Source organism: Pseudomonas sp. GW821-FHT02A11, from assembly GCF_059421985.1.
In genome coordinates this window covers 59404-77315 of record NZ_JBWKWB010000027.1, presented here as the reverse complement: position 1 = coordinate 77315, position 17912 = coordinate 59404, and the positions used below count along the sequence as shown (strand labels likewise).

The following is a 17912-nucleotide window of genomic DNA, read 5'->3' as shown; positions in this document are numbered from 1 at the left end:
TCATCTTGTCAAGCGGTTATTTTCAGAAGTTTTCAAAATTTCTTGATCAACTTCAACCACTTGCGCTTCGTTCGATGCTTCATCTCACGTCAGCGGGAGGCGAATTCTACAGCGTTACAACCTGCTGTCAACCACCTTTTTCACCGCTTTCGATCCGAGCATCTCGACCGAAGCACTTCTTCGCCATCCTGAACCTGTAACTCGTTGAATCTCAAGGAGTTTTCGGTTCCGACTGCGCCGGAAGTGGGGCGAATTATAGAGAGATTCGGAGGGGCGTCAACCCCTGTTTCCATTAAATTGTCACATCGGTCAGAAACAGACCCAAAGAAAGGGGGCGAGCCTTGCGGCTCGCCCCCTTTTCATCCAGCGTTACAGGCTTGGGAAAGCGAACTGCGACGCCTCGTGGCTCGCACGCTGGGGCCAGCGCTGGGTGATCGCCTTGCGACGGGTGTAGAAACGCACGCCATCCGGCCCATAGGCGTGCAGGTCGCCAAACAGCGAACGTTTCCAGCCGCCGAAGCTGTGATACGCCACTGGCACTGGCAGCGGCACGTTGACGCCGACCATCCCCACCTCGATCTCATCACAGAACAGACGCGCAGCCTCACCATCACGGGTGAAAATGCAGGTGCCGTTGCCGTATTCGTGATCGTTGATCAGCTGCATCGCCTGCTCAAGGCTGTTAACGCGAACAATGCACAGCACCGGCCCGAAAATCTCTTCTTTATAGATACGCATTTCAGGGGTGACCTGATCGAACAGGCAGCCACCCAGGAAGAAGCCATCTTCATGACCCGAAACGGTCAGGCCACGACCGTCCACCACCAGCTTCGCGCCAGACGCCACGCCGTCTTCGATATACCCGCTGACTTTGTCGCGATGCTGACCGGTCACCAGAGGCCCCATGTCCAGGCCACAAGAAGTGCCCGCGCCGATTTTCAGCGCCTTGATCTGCGGGACCAGCTTGGCCACCAACGCATCAGCCACCTGATCGCCGACACAGACCGCCACCGAAATCGCCATGCAACGCTCGCCGCACGAACCGTAGGCTGCGCCCATCAGCGCACTGACTGCGTTATCGAGGTCGGCATCCGGCATCAGCACCGCATGGTTCTTCGCCCCGCCCAGCGCCTGAACGCGCTTGCCGCGAGCCGTCGCTTCTTTATAGATGTACTCGGCAATTGGGGTCGAACCTACGAAGCTCAGCGCCTTGACCTCCGGCGCCTCAATGAGCGCGTCCACCGCCGCCTTGTCGCCATGCACGACGTTCAGCACGCCTTTTGGCAAACCGGCTTCGTGCAGCAGTTGCGCGATCAGCAGGGTCGAGCTCGGGTCACGCTCGGATGGTTTGAGGATGAAGCAGTTACCGCAGGCGATCGCCAACGGGTACATCCACAGCGGCACCATGGCCGGGAAGTTGAACGGCGTGATACCCGCCACGACGCCCAGCGGCTGGAAGTCGGACCAGGCATCGATGTTCGGGCCGACGTTACGGCTGTACTCGCCCTTGAGGATTTCCGGCGCAGCGCTGGCGTACTCGACGTTCTCGATCCCGCGCTTCAATTCACCGGCTGCGTCTTCCAGGGTCTTGCCGTGCTCTTCGCTGATCAGCTGAGCAATGCGCGCTTCGTTCTGCTCCAGCAGTTGCTTGAAGCGAAACATCACCTGCGCACGTTTCGCAGGTGGGGTGTTGCGCCAGGCCGGGAACGCCGCTTTGGCCGAATCGATTGCCTGCTGCACGGTTTCACGGCTGGCCAGCGGAACCTTGTGGATCGCCTGACCAGTGGAAGGGTTGAAGACGTCAGCCGTGCGGCCGTTGTCGTTGACCATCTCGCCGTGGATCAGGTGTTGAATGGTGCTCATGGGGAAACTCCGAAAAAAGGTGGTCCGCAGGCGCAACCGCAGTTGCGCCTGTTGATAGAGAAGAGAGGGATCAGTCGATCTGGTTGAGCGCTTCGCCCACCGCGTCGAACATGCGGTCCAGATCCTGCGGCTTGCTGTTGAAGGTTGGGCCGAACTGCAGGGTGTCGCCGCCGAAGCGCACGTAGAACCCGGCTTTCCACAGTTTCATTGCGGCTTCGAACGGACGAACGATCGCATCGCCATCACGGGCGGCGATCTGGATAGCGCCGGCCAGGCCGTAGTTGCGGATGTCGATCACATTCTTGCTGCCCTTCAGGCCATGCAGCGAGTTTTCGAAGTGCGGCGCGGTCTCGGCCACTTGTTGCACCAGGTTTTCGCGCTTGAGGATATCCAGCGCTGCCAGGCCAGCCGCGCAGGCCACAGGGTGGGCCGAATAGGTGTAACCGTGTGGGAATTCCACCGCGTATTCAGGCGTCGGCTGATTCATGAATGTCTGATAGATCTCGCTGCTGGCAATCACCGCACCCATCGGAATCGCGCCGTTGGTGACTTGCTTGGCGATGCACATCAGGTCCGGGGTCACGCCGAAACTGTCGGCACCGAACATCGAGCCGGTACGGCCGAAGCCAGTGATCACTTCGTCGAAGATCAGCAGGATATTGTGCTGATCGCAGATTTCACGCAGGCGCTTCAGATAACCCTGCGGCGGCACGATCACGCCTGCCGAGCCAGCCATTGGCTCGACGATGACCGCTGCGATGTTCGAAGCATCGTGCAGCTCGATCAGCTTGAGCATTTCATCGGCCAGCGCGATACCGCCCTGCTCCGGCATGCCACGGGAATAGGCGTTGCTGGCCAGCAGGGTATGAGGCAGATGGTCGACGTCCATCAACTGGCCGAACATTTTACGGTTGCCGTTCACGCCGCCCAGGCTGGTGCCGGCGATGTTCACGCCGTGATAGCCACGGGCACGACCGATCATTTTGGTCTTGGTCGCTTGGCCTTTCAGACGCCAGTAGGCACGCACCATTTTCACGGCGGTGTCAGCGCACTCGGAGCCCGAGTCGGTGTAGAACACGTGGTTCAGGTTGCCCGGCGTCAGCTCGGTGATTTTTTCGGCGAGCTGGAACGACAGCGGATGACCGAACTGGAACGCTGGCGAGTAATCCAGTGTGCCCAGTTGTTTGGAGACGGCTTCCTGAATTTCCTTGCGAGTGTGGCCAGCGCCACAGGTCCACAAACCCGAAAGACCATCGTAGATCTTGCGGCCCTTGTCGTCTGTCAGATAACTCCCCTCTGCCGCCACGATCAGTCGCGGGTCGCGCTGGAAATTGCGGTTTGCGGTGTAGGGCATCCAGTGAGCATCGAGCTTGAGCTGACTGGCCAGCGACATATCGGACGATTCGGGCATGTTCATTGGAATAACCTCACAAGGGTGTGGGTGGCCTGTCTTCATCTCCATGAAAGGAAGCAGGGCCGGTTGCAGCTAACTTGCCACGGGCATAAAGTCGCTAAAATCCTGCTTTTATGATCTTTAGTTAGTGGACCACTAAACAATGAGCACACGCCGTTCCGACCCGTTGGCGCAAGTCAGCGACTTCGATATCCGTCTGTTGCGCATCTTTCGAAGCGTAGTCGAGTCAGGAGGGTTCTCGGCCGCAGAAAGCGCCCTGGGCATTGGCCGTTCGGCGATCAGCCAGCAGATGAGCGATCTGGAGCAACGCCTGGGATTGCGTCTGTGTCAGCGTGGCCGCGCGGGGTTTTCCCTGACAGAAGAAGGCCGCGAGGTGTATCAGTCATCGCTGCAACTGTTGAGTGCGCTGGAGAGTTTTCGTACAGAAGTGAACGGCCTTCACCGACATCTGCGTGGCGAGCTGAACATCGGCCTGACCGACAATCTGGTCACCCTGCCCCACATGCGCATCACTCACGCGCTTTCCCAACTGAAAGAACGCGGGCCCGACGTGCACATCAACATTCGCATGATCGCGCCCAATGAAGTGGAGCAAGGGGTGCTCGACGGCAGCCTGCATGTCGGCGTCGTGCCACAGGCCAACGCCTTGTCAGGCCTTGAATATCAACCGCTCTACAGTGAGCGCTCATTGCTGTATTGCGCAGTAGGTCACCCGCTTTTTTATGTCGACGATGCGCAACTGGGTGATGAGCGACTGGCGGACCAAGAGGCGATCGCCCCAACATTCCGCCTGCCGGCAGACATCCAGGCGCACTATCAGGCGCTCAAGTGCACGGCGAGCGCATCGGACCGCGAAGGCATGGCGTTCCTGATTCTGACCGGCCGCTACATCGGCTATCTGCCGGACCACTATGCGACGTTCTGGGTGCAGCAAGGTCGGCTGCGCGCATTGAAACCGCAGGCGCGGTTTTACGATTTGAGTCTGGTGACGGTGACTCGCAAAGGTCGTCGCCCTCATTTGGTGCTGGAGAGTTTTCTGGAAAGCTTGGCTGCCACACGATGAGGCTTGGGCCAATGAGCGAGCCCCTTCACCCCGCTCTCTGGAAATCTTTTTAAATCAAATAACTCATTGTTTTAAATATTAATTAACAAAATATCCAGAACACTACCTGATCGATTGGACAGGTTTTTGCAATACAGCCTGAAGACCGGTGAAACAGCGCTATCGTTCAAGTGCTCACCGGCTTGGCCAAACACAAAAACCGAGAGTCCAGCATGCAGCCTGAAGCGCCAGACAATAACGACCTGATCTACGGCTTAAACGATCGCCCCCGACCTGCGCCTGCCATCCTGGCCGCTGTTCAGCATGTGCTTGCAGCGTTCGTGGGCATCATCACGCCGCCGCTGATCATCGGCTCAGCATTGGGGCTTGGCGCCTACCTGCCTTACCTGATCAGCATGGCGTTAATGGTTTCTGGTGTAGGCACTTTCATCCAGGCGCGTCGTCCGTTTGGCATCGGCGCCGGGATGATCTGCCTGCAAGGCACCAGTTTTGCCTTTCTGGGTGCCGTGCTGTCGGCGGGCTTCATGGTCAAGCAACGCGGCGGCAGCCCTGAAGACATCATGGCGATGGTGTTTGGCGTGTGTTTTTTCGGCGCTGTCGTGCAGATCGTGCTGAGCCGCTTCATCGGCCAACTGCGTCGCGTGATCACGCCGCTGGTCACTGGCATCGTCATTACCCTGATTGGCGTGAGCCTGATCAAGGTCGGCGTCACCGATCTGGGTGGCGGTTTCAACGCCCCTGATTTTGGCGAGCCAATCAATCTGATACTCGGCGTGTTCGTGCTGCTGGTGATCATCCTGCTCAACCGTTCCAACACGCCCTGGCTGCGCCTATCGGCAATCATCATTGGCCTGGCGGTGGGCAGCGTCGCGGCCTGGTTCAGCGGCAAGCTCGTCCCGCACTCAATCAGTAATGTGGCGCTGATCAGCGTTCCTACGCCTTTCCGGTTCGGTTTCAACTTCGATTGGGCAGCTTTCCTACCCGTCGCGCTGATTTATCTGATCAGCAGCATCGAGACCGTGGGCGATCTGACTGCCAACTGCATGCTGTCTCGCGAGCCGATCAAAGGCCCGAGCTACATCGCTCGCCTCAAAGGCGGCGTGCTGGGTGATGGCGTGAGCTGCATGATCGCCGCCACTTTCAGTGCATTTCCCAACACCACGTTCGCCCAGAACAACGGCGTGATTCAGCTGACCGGCGTGGCCAGCCGCTACGTCGGCCTCTACATAGGAGCGATCCTTTTTTTGCTCGGACTTTTCCCGGTCATCGGCGCGATTCTTCAGCAGATTCCCAAACCGGTCCTGGGCGGCGCCACGCTGGTGATGTTTGGCAGCGTGGCGGCGGCAGGGGTTCGTATCCTGGCACAGTCGTCACTGGACCGACGCAGCATGTTGATCATCGCCACCTCATTTGGCGTTGGCCTGGGGATCGCGGCGCAACCGACGTTGCTGCATCATTTGCCGCAATTGGTGCAGAACCTGTTCGATTCGGCAATCACCAGCGGGGGCCTCACGGCGGTCGTGATGTCACTGCTGTTGCCGGAAGCCAAGGAGGCTCGATCCGAAAAAAAGCAGGAAATAGAGGCCCTTGAGCACTAATTCCCTTGCAGACGCTTGTCGGATCGTCACGGGTACGTTATCTGTTCACACGTCGCACCCAATGATCCGTCTGGAACCGCACATGACCCTCGAAGTCCCTGCTCACAGCGTCAGCGCCACCAAACCGGCGAGCCGAATTCGTCAAAAGAATGAAGAAGCGATCATGAAGGCTGCCGAGGACGAGTTCGCCCGTCACGGGTTCAAAGGCACCAGCATGAACACCATCGCGCAGAATGCCGGGCTGCCCAAGGCCAACCTGCACTACTACTTCACCAACAAGTTGGGGCTGTACATCGCGGTGCTGAGCAACATCATTCAGCTGTGGGACAGCACCTTCAACAACCTGAAGGTCGAGGACGATCCGGCCCAGGCGCTGACTCACTACATTCGCGCGAAGATGGAGTTCTCTCGCCGCCACCCGCAGGCCTCGCGCATCTTCGCGATGGAGATCATCAGCGGCGGCGAATGTTTGAACGAATATTTCAGCCAGGATTACCGGGCGTGGTTTCAGGGGCGCGCTTCGGTCTTTCAGGCGTGGATCGACGCCGGCAAGATGGACCCGGTCGACCCGGTGCACCTGATCTTTCTGCTCTGGGGCAGCACCCAGCATTACGCCGACTTCGCCACCCAGATCTGCCAGGTCACCGGCCGCTCGCGCCTGACCAAGCAAGATATGGAAGAAGCCGGCAACAATCTGATTCGCATCATTCTCAAGGGTTGCGGCCTCGTGCCTGCGATCTGAATGTACGAATCTTCCTGATTTTCGGCTGGAAACGTCATGCCCTCTACCCTCGTCGGCCCTTGCGAATTTCGCGAAGAGATTCGCAAGAGCCGCTTCATCACCCTCGCCGCCCCCATCAGCAGCCCTGCAGAAGCCCAGGCTTTCATCGAGCAGAACAGCGACCTCGACGCCACGCACAACTGCTGGGCCTGGAAGCTGGGCGCGCAATACCGCAGCACCGACGACGGCGAGCCCGGTGGTACGGCGGGCCGGCCGATTCTCGCGGCTATCGAAGCGCAGGATTTTGACCAAGTCGTCGTGTTGGTCATTCGCTGGTACGGCGGCATTCAATTGGGGACTGGCGGGCTGGCAAGGGCCTATGGCGGCGGTGCGAACAAATGCCTGCAGCAGGCAGAGCGTCGAGCACTGATCAATCGGGTTTCCTTGAGTTTTGACTGCAGCTTCAGCGAACTGGCATTGGTCAAACTGCGCTTGGCCGAACTCAACGGTCTGGTGCAGGAAGAAACCTTCACCGCCGTTGGCGTGGATCTGTCTATTGCCCTGGGCCCTGAACAGATCGAGACGTATCAGCGCCAGCTCTCGGACATCAGTCGCGGGCGAATCGTCCTCAAGCGCGACGACGCCGTCTGAACGCCTCATTCTGCTCCACGCAGGTTTCCCACATCTACTGTGCACCTGCCTGTGGACAACCTGAGCACATTCCCTCGCAAGCCTTGAAACATATGGGTTTCAGCCGGATGATCAGTTTTTGATCAAAACACTTATCCACCGCATAAACCGACCGCAAAACAGGATGTTAGAGTGCCTTATCTCCCTTCGGACCTACCCATTGCGGGCTTAGATCGCACATCTGCGATTGCGCACATTAACTGTGGAGCAACCTGTGGATAACGCGTGCAAGGCTGTCCACAGGGCCGGGGATATCTCGCCTGCCGTCAATTGGTCATTTTTCGTACAAAAAAATTGAACCAAATTGACCCGCTGTAAAAATTGGCTGCCCTTAAGCGGTGCTTTCCAGCATTTGAATCTGGCCAATCCCGCTGCCAACTGAGGGACGCCACCGCCGGCAAGCCGCGCTGCTACAGGGCCCTGAAGAGTCTGTGCGTAGCCACGGACAAACCTGACCAGCTGGCCAAGAAATTGCTATGTGCAGGGGCGATCCCTTTTTCCCGAGCCCGTCATGCCTCAATCAGCGAATCCTGCGCGCTTGCAACTGCGCCACATCACCAAGCGATACCCCGGTTGTCTTGCCAACGATGCCATCGACCTGAGCATCGAGCCGGGTGAAATCCACGCGCTGCTCGGCGAGAACGGCGCGGGCAAAAGCACCCTGATGAAGATCATCTATGGTGTGGTTCAGCCGGATGCCGGGCAGATCGTCTGGCACGATAAGCCGCTGACCATGCGCAATCCTGCTCAGGCCCGCGAGCTGGGCATTGGCATGGTGTTTCAGCATTTTTCCTTGTTCGAGACCCTGACCGTGGCGCAGAACATCGCCCTGGCGATGGGCGCTGCGGCGGGTACGCCCAAGCAGCTGGAACCCAGAATTCGCGAAGTCTCGCAACGTTATCGCATGGCGCTGGAGCCGCAAAGGCTGGTGCACAGTCTTTCAATTGGCGAGCGTCAGAAAGTCGAAATCATTCGCTGCCTGATGCAGGACATTCGCCTGCTGATTCTCGACGAACCCACCTCAGTGCTGACCCCGCAAGAAGCAGACGACCTGTTCGTCACCCTGCGCCGCTTGGCCAGCGAGGGCTGCAGCATTCTGTTCATCAGCCACAAGCTGGGCGAAGTTCGCGCGCTCTGCCACAGCGCTACCGTGCTGCGCGGCGGCAGGGTGTCCGGGCATTGCGTACCGGCCGAATGCAGCGATCTGCAACTGGCGCAGTTGATGGTCGGCGACGCCGAAGGGCTGGTGGCGCAATATTCGAAAGCCTCGGGCGCTGCCCCTTTTCTGCAAGTGGACAAGCTGTCCTGGCACAACCCCGATCCCTTTGGTTGCTCGCTGAAAGAGGTCGATCTTGAGGTGCGCAGCGGCGAGATCGTCGGCATCGCGGGTGTTGCCGGCAATGGTCAGGATGAACTGCTGGCCCTGCTCAGCGGTGAACAGACGCTGAGCAAAGCCGACGCGCAACGCATCCGTTTTGCCAATCAGGTGGTCGCTCATCTGCGCCCAGATGCACGTCGCAAGCTGGGTTTGGCGTTCGTCCCTGCCGAACGACTGGGTCATGGCGCAGTGCCGGAAATGAGCCTGACCGACAACGCGCTGCTCACCGCTTTTCAGCTAGGGCTAGTCAGCAAGGGGCTGATTCAGCGCAGCAAGGTCCAGGCCTTGGCAGAAACCATCATTCAACGCTTCGCCGTGAAAACGCCCGACGCGCAAACCCGCGCCCGCAGCCTCTCCGGCGGCAATCTGCAGAAATTCATTCTGGGTCGGGAAATCCTGCAGAACCCGAGGTTACTGGTCGCCGCCCATCCAACGTGGGGCGTCGACGTAAGCGCTGCGGCGGCGATTCACCGCGCGCTGATTGCCCTGCGTGACGCGGGCGCCGCGATCCTGGTGATTTCCGAAGATCTCGACGAACTGTTTCAGATCAGCGATCGCGTAGCTGCGTTGTCAGCCGGTCACCTTTCAAGCCTCGCGCCCACCGCGCAGACCAGCCAAGTGCAGGTCGGCGGTTGGATGGCGGGTCAATTCGACGCCGCCCCACTCATCTGACGGAGAAGCCCATGTTGCTTTCACTGGAACCCCGCGGCCAGGAATCCCGCGCCATGTTGTGGTTCTCCCCGCTCCTGGCGGCGGTGCTGACGCTGGTGTCGGGATCGTTGCTGTTTGTTGCCTTGGGCCTGGACCCGTTGCTGACCTTACACACCCTGCTGATCGCGCCGGTCAGCGACCTGTACGGCGTGTCCGAACTGATGGTCAAGACCCTGCCCATTCTGCTCTGCGCATTGGGCCTGGCCGTGGCCTATCAGGCACGCATCTGGAACATCGGCGCCGAAGGGCAGTTGCTGATGGGCGCTCTGGGCGGCAGTGCCGTCGCCGTGAACGTCATAGATATCGACAGCCGCTGGGTGCTGGCCTTGATTCTGTTGGTCGGCGTTGCTGCCGGGGCAGCGTGGGCAGGCCTGACCGCCTGGCTGCGGACACATTTCAACGCCAATGAAATCCTCACCAGCATCATGCTGAATTACATCGCCCTCAACCTGCTGCTGTATTGCGTACACGGCCCGCTGAAGGATCCTGCTGGCATGAACTTCCCGGAGTCCGCCATGTTTGGCGACGCGAGCCGTTTGCCGCTGCTCACCGAAGACGGCCGCGTGCACGCCGGGGTGTATTTCGCGCTGTTGGCTCTCGTGGCGGTGTGGGTGTTGTTGCAGCGCAGCTTTGTCGGCTTTCAGATCAAGGTGCTGGGGCTGGACAAACGTGCCGCCGGATTCGTCGGCTTTCGTGAGAAAGGTCTGATCTGGCTGGCGCTGTTGATCAGTGGCGGCCTCGCCGGCTTGGCGGGCGTGTGCGAAGTGACCGGCCCTATCGGCCAATTGGTACCGCAAGTTTCACCGGGTTACGGCTACGCGGCCATTACCGTCGCGTTTCTCGGGCGCCTGAATCCGCTGGGGATTCTGTTTTCCAGCCTGCTCATGGCGCTGCTGTATCTGGGTGGCGAAAGCGCGCAGATGACCCTCAATTTGTCACAAGCCATTACGCAATTGTTTCAGGGGATGATGCTGTTCTTCCTGCTGGCCTGCGATGTGCTGATTCTCTACCGCCCGCGCCTCAAGTTGCGCTGGGCCCGCCGCCAGATGGCCGCTGTGCCGGGAGCCGTGTGATGGATATCGACCTGCTGAGTAACATTTTTTTTGCCACCGTTCGTTGCGGCACCCCGCTGCTGTTGGTGGCCTTGGGTGAGCTGGTCTGTGAGAAGACAGGCGTTCTGAATCTGGGTCAGGAAGGCATGATGCTGTTTGGCGCGGTGATCGGTTTCATCGTGGCCTTGAGTACCGGCAGCCTGTGGCTCGGCGTGCTGCTGGCGATCCTCGCGGGCATGCTGCTGGCTTCGCTGTTCGCCCTGGTGGCCCTGGTGTTCAATGCCAATCAGGTGGCGACCGGCTTGGCGTTGACGATTTTCGGTGTCGGCCTGTCCAGCTTTGTCGGCGCCGCCTGGGTCGGCAAGCCGCTGATCGGTTTCGAGCCCATCGTGATCCCGGGTTTGAGCGGCATCCCGCTGATCGGCCGGATGCTCTTCGCTCAGGACATTCTGGTGTACCTCTCCTTCACGCTATTCGCCGTGGTGGCATGGACGCTTCTGAAACGTCGTGTGGGTTTGGTCATCCAGGCTGTAGGAGAAAACCCCAACGCCGCCAGTGCGATGGGGCTGCCCGTGTTGCGCGTGCGCACGTTGGCGGTGTTGTTCGGCGGCGCCATGGCCGGGCTGGCCGGAGCGTATCTGTCGCTGGCCTACACGCCGATGTGGGCTGAAAACATAAGTGCTGGCCGGGGCTGGATCGCCCTGGCGCTGGTGGTGTTCGCCAGTTGGCGGGTGTGGCGTTTGCTGCTGGGCGCGTACCTGTTCGGCTTCGCCAGCATCTTGTATCTGGTGGCTCAGGGGATAGGTCTGGCGATCCCGTCCAACCTGTTGGCGATGTTGCCGTATGTCGCAACGATCGTGGTGCTGGTGTTACTGTCGCGCAACGCTTTGCGCACCCGGCTGTACGCACCGGTGTCCCTCGGACAACCCTGGCAGTCTGGGCACTGATCAGCAGGCGAAGGTGACCGTTGCGCCGGAAAAAACAATTCCTCGCATCGCGCGCGGTCAACTTTGCTTACGCTGCCTCGTTTCATTCTCCAAGGAGTGACATTTCATGTCTGCCAATAAAACCGCACTGATCATCGGCGCTTCCCGCGGCTTGGGCCTGGGTTTGGTGAAACGCCTGACCGACAAAGGCTGGGACGTCACCGCCACTGTTCGCGACGCGCACAAGGCCGAAGAGCTGAAAGCCATCCCCGGTGTGAAGATCCAGACGCTGGACATGGACGAGCAATCTTCGCTGGAAGTCCTCACCCACAACCTCAAGGGCCAGGTGTACGACGTCCTTTTCGTCAACGCCGGCATCATGGGGCCCCTGCATCCCAACCCGACCGACGCGACTGCGGGCGAATTGGGCCAGCTATTCCTGACCAACGCGGTCGCCCCGATTCGACTGGCCAAACGTTTCGTCGACCAGATCCGCCCCAACACCGGCGTCATCGCCTTCATGAGCTCGGGGCTGGGCAGCATCACCGTGCCTGACGCCCCTGAAATGGCGCTCTACAAAGCCAGCAAAGCCGCTCTCAACTCCATGACCAACACCTTCGTCACTCAACTGGGCGACAACAAACCCACCGTACTGTCGATGCACCCCGGCTGGGTGAGGACCGACATGGGCGGCGAAGGCGCGGACATCGATGTCGAGACCAGCGCGCGTGGCATGGTCGAACAGCTGGAACGGTTTGCCGGGGAAGGAGGACATCATTTTGTGAATTACAAGGGTGAGACGATTCCTTGGTGATAAATCGCTGATCACCGTTCGGCACTATAGGGGTTGGCTTGCTGGCGCGACTCTGATGCCCCTTGGGCTTTTTCGTGAGAAGCTCACTCCCACATTTGTTGCAACGTGCCATGGCCTGATGGACCGAGTAAGTAGCCTTGGTGCCCTAGGCGGGATCCACCGTCAGCTTGTAAAAGCTGACCACTCGGTCTGTCAGTCTGGGCACGTTGCAGAGGATGGGGAAGCCGCCATGGGGGCGAAGGCCCAAAGGGCATCAGAGTCGTGTCTGCAAGCCGGTACTTGATCCCGAAGCAGCCTCGCCCCTAAACTCCCCCCTCGCCTCACGGCGACCCTGGATCAGCAGACAGGGCAAAACTGAGCTGGCTACCTGAACCCACTTTTCAGAGGAGCCGGCCAATGCCTGCGATCCGTATCTGGTTGAAAAATCCCCTTGCTGTGTTCACCGCCAACGCCCTTGATGCCCGAGGCGGTGTAGTGGTCGAAAACGGCGTGATCGTCGAATTGCTCGCAGCGGGTCAAGTGCCTGCGCAGCCTTGCGATCAGGTCTTCGATGCCCGCGAGCATGTGCTGCTGCCGGGGCTGATCAACACCCATCATCACTTCTATCAAACCCTCACGCGGGCCTGGGCGCCGGTGGTCAATCAGCCGTTGTTTCCGTGGCTGAAGACGCTGTACCCGGTGTGGGCGCGGCTCACGCCGGAAAAACTGGCGCTGGCGAGCAAGGTGGCATTGACCGAGCTGCTGCTGTCGGGCTGCACCACCGCCGCTGATCACCATTACCTGTTTCCGAACGGTCTGGAAAACGCCATCGATGTACAGGTCGAAAGCGTGCGCGAGCTGGGCATGCGGGCAATGCTGACGCGGGGCTCGATGAGCCTGGGTGAGGCCGATGGAGGCTTGCCGCCGCAGCAAACCGTGCAGCAGGGCCAAGTAATTCTCGACGACAGCCAACGCCTCATCGAGCGTTATCACGAGCGTGGGGATGGCGCGCAGATCCAGATCGCCCTGGCCCCCTGCTCGCCGTTTTCGGTGACCACCGAAATCATGTCCGAAAGCGCTGCCCTGGCTGAAAAACTCGATGTGCGTCTGCACACTCATTTGGCCGAGACCCTGGATGAAGAAGACTTCTGCCTGCAGCGTTTCGGCCTGCGCACGGTGGATTACCTGGACAGTGTCGGTTGGCTCGGGCCGCGCACCTGGCTGGCCCACGGCATTCACTTCAATGAACAGGAAATCGCGCGCCTGGGTGAGGCGGGGACCGGGATCTGTCACTGCCCAAGCTCGAACATGCGTCTGGCCTCCGGCATTTGCCCGACGCTGGACCTGACCGCTGCCGGTGCGCCGGTTGGCCTGGGCGTGGATGGCTCGGCGTCCAACGATGGCTCGAACATGATCCTCGAAGCCAAACAGGCGCTGTATCTGCAACGGCTGCGTTATGGCGCCGAGAAGATCACCCCTGAAATGGCTTTGGGTTGGGCAACCCAAGGTTCGGCGAAGCTGTTGGGGCGCAGCGACATCGGTGAACTGGCCGTCGGCAAGCAGGCGGATCTGGCGTTGTTCAAGCTTGATGAATTGCGCTTTTCGGGCAGTCACGATCCGCTGTCGGCGCTTTTGCTGTGCGGTGCAGATCGCGCGGACCGGGTGATGATCGGCGGAAAATGGCGAGTGATCGACGGGCAGGTCGAGGGGCTGAATCTGAAGGGGTTAATTGCCGATCACCGGCAGGCGGCAGCCGAGTTGATCAGAGGCTGAATCCGTACACCCTGATCTCATGAACGCAGCCCCCTGTGGGAGCGAATTCATTCGCGAAGAATGGCCCAGACGACAGGTAGGTGTCGGACGTACCAGCCTCTCGCGAATGAATTCGCTCCCACAGGGTGGGTTCCTAACCCAGCGTACCGAGTCACAACCCCAACAACGACAGCATCACGAACGTCGCGAACAGCACGAAGTGAGTCATGCCCTCAATGGCATTGGTTTCGCCGTCGTTGAGGTTGATGGCGCTGACCAACAGGGTGACGAAGATCATCACCGTCTGCACTGGCGTCATCGCCATCTGAAACGGCTGGCCGGTGTACAGCGCCATCGCTTCCATCACTGGCACGGTCAGGATAACGGTCGACAGCGACGCCCCCAGTGCGATGTTGACCACCGACTGCATGCGGTTGGCCAGTGCCGCGCGCAAGGCCGTGAGGATTTCGGGAGCGGCGGAAATCGCCGCCACCAGAATCGCCGTCATCACCGGCGGCGCGCCGCTGCCTTCCAGACCCAGGTCGATGGTCTTGGACATCACCTCCGCCAGCGCGCCAATGATCACCACCCCAAACACCAGCGTGCCGATGGACAGCGGCAGGTTCACTTCTTCCTCGTGCTGCTCGGGCTGATCCTTGCGGCGTTTCTTGTCGGGGTAGCTGTAGCTGAAGAAGTAGCTGTGTGGCCCGACCTGCATGCGCAAAAACAGGCCGTAGAGCAGGATCATCGCGCCGATCGTGAAGCACGAATAGACCTTCCAATTGGCCTCGGGAATGAACTCGGGCACGACCATCGAAACGGCCATCGCAGTGAGGATCATCACGCTGTAGGACCGGGCGGAGTCATCGTTGTAGGACTGTTCGCCGTGCTTGAGTCCCCCCATCAGGGCCGCAAGGCCGAGGATGCCGTTGACGTCGAGCATCACCGCCGAATAGATGGTGTCCCGCACCAGCGTTGGCGAAGGCTCGTTGCTCATCATGATCGCCAGGATGACCACTTCCACCAGCACCGCTGACAGCGTCAGGATCATGGTGCCGTAGGGGTCGCCGACCTTTTCCGCCAGCAGTTCGGCGTGATGCGCCACCCGCATCGAGGCGCAGACGATGAAACCCACCAGAGCGATGCCTGCGATCAGCGCGACGGCGTGGCCATGGCTGAGCAACTGATGCTCGAAGGGGTACGCGAAGCAGGTCGCGATGACCGCCAACAGAAGAAACTTTTCTTGCTTGAGAATCGTGCCCATCGCTGCCTTTTATCCTTGCGACCGATGCCGCACATCCATGAAGTGTTAACTGCTCAAGCGGTTGAGAGTGCGTGTTGTAAGTAAAGGTTTCAAGACATGCTGGCCAGCAACGTAACGCGGTCTTCCCCTGTGGGAGCGAATTTATTCGCGAAAATGTTTCAACCGATAGAGATGTGTCGATTGCAATGGCCTCTCGCGAATGAATTCGCTCCCACAGAGAAACCCACACACCGCTGAATTCCTGCACCGGTTGGCAGCGTGTCCTGCACGTCACGCACCGTACGAGCACACGCCGTCCCGCAACACATTCTCATGAGCAAGGCAAACCCGCGCAACACACCGAGACCTGTCTTATTGGTCAGCTTTTTGCATTGAGTCGAACGCCCCGCCCAGACGGCCCGGCCCACAAGACCAAAGGAGCTCGACCTGCATGCTTTCCTCTCTTCACTCACGTCGTCCGCTGAAAAAACTGATGTGTGCCATGGCCGCTGTCGTAGGGCTGAGTTCAAGTCTGATGGCCGTTGCGGCCGATCCGCTGAAAGTCGGTTTCGTCTATATCGGCCCGATTGGCGACCACGGCTGGACCTATCAGCACGAGCAGAGCCGTCAGGCCATGGCCAAGGCGCTGGGCGACAAAGTGACCACCAGTTTCGTCGAGAACGTGCCAGAAGGCGCGGATGCCGAACGGGTGATCCGCAACATGGCCAAGGGCGGCTACGATCTGGTCTTCACCACCTCGTTCGGCTACATGAACCCGACGCTGAAGGTGGCAAAGCAATTCCCCAAGGTGACGTTCGAACACGCGACCGGCTACAAGCAGGACAAGAACATGGGCACGTATCTGGCCCGCACCTATGAAGGCCGTTACGTTGGCGGCTTCCTCGCGGCGAAGATGACCAAGAGCAAGAAGATCGGCTATGTGGCCTCGTTCCCGATTCCCGAAGTGCTGCGCGACATCAACGCCATTCAACTGGCGCTGAACAAGTACAACCCCGGCACTGAAATCAAGGTGGTGTGGGTCAACTCCTGGTTCGATCCGGGCAAGGAAGCGGACGCTGCCAACGCGCTGATCGATCAGGGCGCCGACGTGATCTTTCAGCACACCGACAGCCCCGCGCCGATTCAGGCAGCCGAGCGTCGCGGCGTGTATGCCGTGGGTTACGCCTCGGACATGGCGCACTTTGGGCCCAAGGCCGTGCTGACGTCGATCGTCAACAATTGGGGGCCGCATTACATTCAGGCGACGCAATCGGTGATCGACGGCACGTGGAAATCCCAGGATTACTGGGGCGGCCTGAAGGAAGGCACGGTTGAGTTGCCGATCAGCGACCTGGTGCCGACTGACGTGAAGGGCGAGGCGCAAAAGATCATCGCCGACATCGAAAGCGGCGCGTTCCACCCGTTCACCGGCCCGATCAAGGATCAGACCGGCGCGGTGAAGATTCCGGAAGGCAGCATCGCCACCAACGCAGAGCTGGCGTCGATGAACTATTACGTTGAGGGCGTGAAGGCTGAGTTGCCGAAGTAACCCTTCGCCGCTCTGGGCCAACTGAATGCACACGATTAAATGCTGTGGGAGCGAATTCATTCGCGAGAGGCCAGTACAACCGATAAATCTCCATCGGTTGAACGCCTTTCGCGAATGGATTCGCTCCCACAGATCAGTGCACATCCGGCCCAGAGTGCGATCACCCGAATCTCGTCACATGGAGCCTTCATGAATCCGCTTCCCGTCATCGACATTGCACCGCTGTATGCCAACGACGATCTGGCCTGGCACGACGTCGCCCGCCAGATCGACGCCGCGTGCCGCCAGTGGGGTTTCTTCTATATCAAGGGCCACCCGATCAGCGCCGAGCGCATCGAGCAGGTCGTGGTTTGTGCGCAGCATTTTTTCGCGCAGCCGCTGGAAGAAAAACTCAAGATCGACATCACCCAGAGCCAACACCATCGCGGCTATGGCGCCATCGCCACCGAGCAGCTGGACCCCAGCCTGCCAAGTGATCTGAAAGAAACGTTCGACATGGGTCTGCACCTGCCCGCCGATCACCCGGACGTGCTGGCAGGCAAGCCGTTGCGCGGCCCCAACCGTCATCCTGATCTTCCCGGTTGGCAGGCGCTGATGGAGCAGCATTATCGGGACATGCAGGCGCTGGCCCAGACGTTATTGCGCGCGATGACACCAGCGCTGGGCATCGAGCGCGACTTTTTCGATCAACGTTTCGAGCAGCCGGTCAGCGTGCTGCGGATGATTCACTACCCGCCGCGTCACACGGCCAGCAGCGCGCAACAGCAAGGTGCGGGCGCGCACACCGATTACGGATGCGTCACCTTGTTGTATCAGGATGTCGCCGGGGGCCTGCAAGTACGCGACGTGCGCGGTCAGTGGATCGACGCGCCGCCCATAGAAGGGGCGTTCGTCGTCAATCTGGGCGACATGATGGCGCGCTGGAGCAATGACCGATACGTTTCAACGCCTCATCGAGTGATCAGCCCGCTGGGCGTTGACCGGTACTCGATGCCGTTTTTCGCCGAGCCGCATCCAGACACCCGCGTCGAATGCCTGCCCGGCTGCACCGACGCCGAGCATCCGCCGCTGTATCCGCCGACCACCTGCGCCGAGTTTTTGTTGTCACGGTTTGCCGATACTTACGCCTACCGACGCGCGCCGGAAATCGAAGTCTGAA

At 59.8% G+C, this 17912-nt stretch carries 14 protein-coding genes and 1 pseudogene; 12 read left to right on the top strand and 3 right to left on the bottom strand.

Translation table 11 applies throughout. The features are described 5' to 3' along the window. A pseudogene (locus AC07V9_RS25720) lies at positions 1-200 on the top strand (hypothetical protein); the annotation flags it as partial. A gap of 169 nt (positions 201-369) precedes the next feature. Here AC07V9_RS25720 and AC07V9_RS25715 read toward each other — a convergent pair. After that, positions 370-1863, bottom strand: coding sequence for a CoA-acylating methylmalonate-semialdehyde dehydrogenase (locus AC07V9_RS25715; RefSeq protein ID WP_495018447.1), 1494 nt, complete (start codon positions 1861-1863; stop codon positions 370-372). A 70-nt stretch (positions 1864-1933) separates the two neighbouring features. After that, positions 1934-3280 carry an omega-aminotransferase AptA gene (gene aptA / locus AC07V9_RS25710; protein WP_495018446.1) on the bottom strand — a complete coding sequence of 449 codons (1347 nt, stop codon included), beginning with the start codon at positions 3278-3280 and terminating at the stop codon, positions 1934-1936. Positions 3281-3419: 139 nt separating this feature from the next. Here aptA and AC07V9_RS25705 point away from each other — a divergent pair, with 139 nt between their 5' ends. The 9 genes from AC07V9_RS25705 to AC07V9_RS25665 all read left to right on the top strand — a co-directional run bounded on the left by AC07V9_RS25705 (position 3420) and on the right by AC07V9_RS25665 (position 13982). Further along, on the top strand, positions 3420-4340 hold the full coding sequence (locus tag AC07V9_RS25705) for a LysR family transcriptional regulator (protein WP_495018445.1): 921 nt from the start codon (positions 3420-3422) through the stop codon (positions 4338-4340). 212 nt (positions 4341-4552) lie between these two features. Further along, positions 4553-5938 (top strand): uracil-xanthine permease family protein, encoded by a 1386-nt coding sequence (locus tag AC07V9_RS25700; RefSeq protein ID WP_495018444.1) that lies wholly within the window; start codon positions 4553-4555, stop codon positions 5936-5938. Between the two features lie 82 nt (positions 5939-6020). Continuing rightward, a complete protein-coding gene (locus tag AC07V9_RS25695) occupies positions 6021-6680 on the top strand; it encodes a TetR/AcrR family transcriptional regulator (protein ID WP_495018443.1) in 660 nt (219 codons plus the stop codon). Between the two features lie 36 nt (positions 6681-6716). After that, positions 6717-7310, top strand: a complete 594-nt coding sequence (locus tag AC07V9_RS25690; RefSeq protein WP_495018442.1) for an IMPACT family protein — start codon at positions 6717-6719, stop codon at positions 7308-7310. Positions 7311-7860: 550 nt separating this feature from the next. Further along, positions 7861-9399: an ABC transporter ATP-binding protein gene (locus AC07V9_RS25685; protein WP_495018441.1), complete on the top strand. Its 1539-nt coding sequence runs from the start codon at positions 7861-7863 to the stop codon at positions 9397-9399. Positions 9400-9410: 11 nt separating this feature from the next. Next, complete coding sequence (locus AC07V9_RS25680; protein WP_495018440.1) at positions 9411-10511, top strand: ABC transporter permease; 1101 nt, start codon at positions 9411-9413, stop codon at positions 10509-10511. Beyond that, positions 10511-11437: an ABC transporter permease gene (locus AC07V9_RS25675; protein ID WP_495018439.1), complete on the top strand. Its 927-nt coding sequence runs from the start codon at positions 10511-10513 to the stop codon at positions 11435-11437. Before AC07V9_RS25680 ends, AC07V9_RS25675 begins: the two co-directional genes overlap by 1 nt. 106 nt (positions 11438-11543) lie before the next feature. Next, positions 11544-12230 carry an SDR family oxidoreductase gene (locus AC07V9_RS25670; RefSeq protein WP_495018438.1) on the top strand — a complete coding sequence of 229 codons (687 nt, stop codon included), beginning with the start codon at positions 11544-11546 and terminating at the stop codon, positions 12228-12230. 396 nt (positions 12231-12626) lie between these two features. After that, positions 12627-13982 carry an 8-oxoguanine deaminase gene (locus tag AC07V9_RS25665; protein WP_495018437.1) on the top strand — a complete coding sequence of 452 codons (1356 nt, stop codon included), beginning with the start codon at positions 12627-12629 and terminating at the stop codon, positions 13980-13982. A gap of 151 nt (positions 13983-14133) precedes the next feature. On the opposite strand, the gene AC07V9_RS25660 is transcribed toward AC07V9_RS25665, so the two are convergent. Then, a complete protein-coding gene (locus AC07V9_RS25660; RefSeq protein WP_495018436.1) occupies positions 14134-15225 on the bottom strand; it encodes a calcium:cation antiporter in 1092 nt (363 codons plus the stop codon). 430 nt (positions 15226-15655) lie between these two features. Between AC07V9_RS25660 and AC07V9_RS25655 the strand changes: the two genes are divergently transcribed. Together AC07V9_RS25655 and AC07V9_RS25650 are read left to right on the top strand one after the other, a co-directional pair. Beyond that, complete coding sequence (locus AC07V9_RS25655; RefSeq protein WP_495018435.1) at positions 15656-16753, top strand: BMP family ABC transporter substrate-binding protein; 1098 nt, start codon at positions 15656-15658, stop codon at positions 16751-16753. A 189-nt stretch (positions 16754-16942) separates the two neighbouring features. Next, the gene (locus tag AC07V9_RS25650) at positions 16943-17911 is read left to right on the top strand and encodes a 2-oxoglutarate and iron-dependent oxygenase domain-containing protein (RefSeq protein ID WP_495018434.1); all 969 of its coding nucleotides are present in this window, start codon (positions 16943-16945) and stop codon (positions 17909-17911) included. The last annotated feature ends 1 nt before the right edge of the window (position 17912 follow it).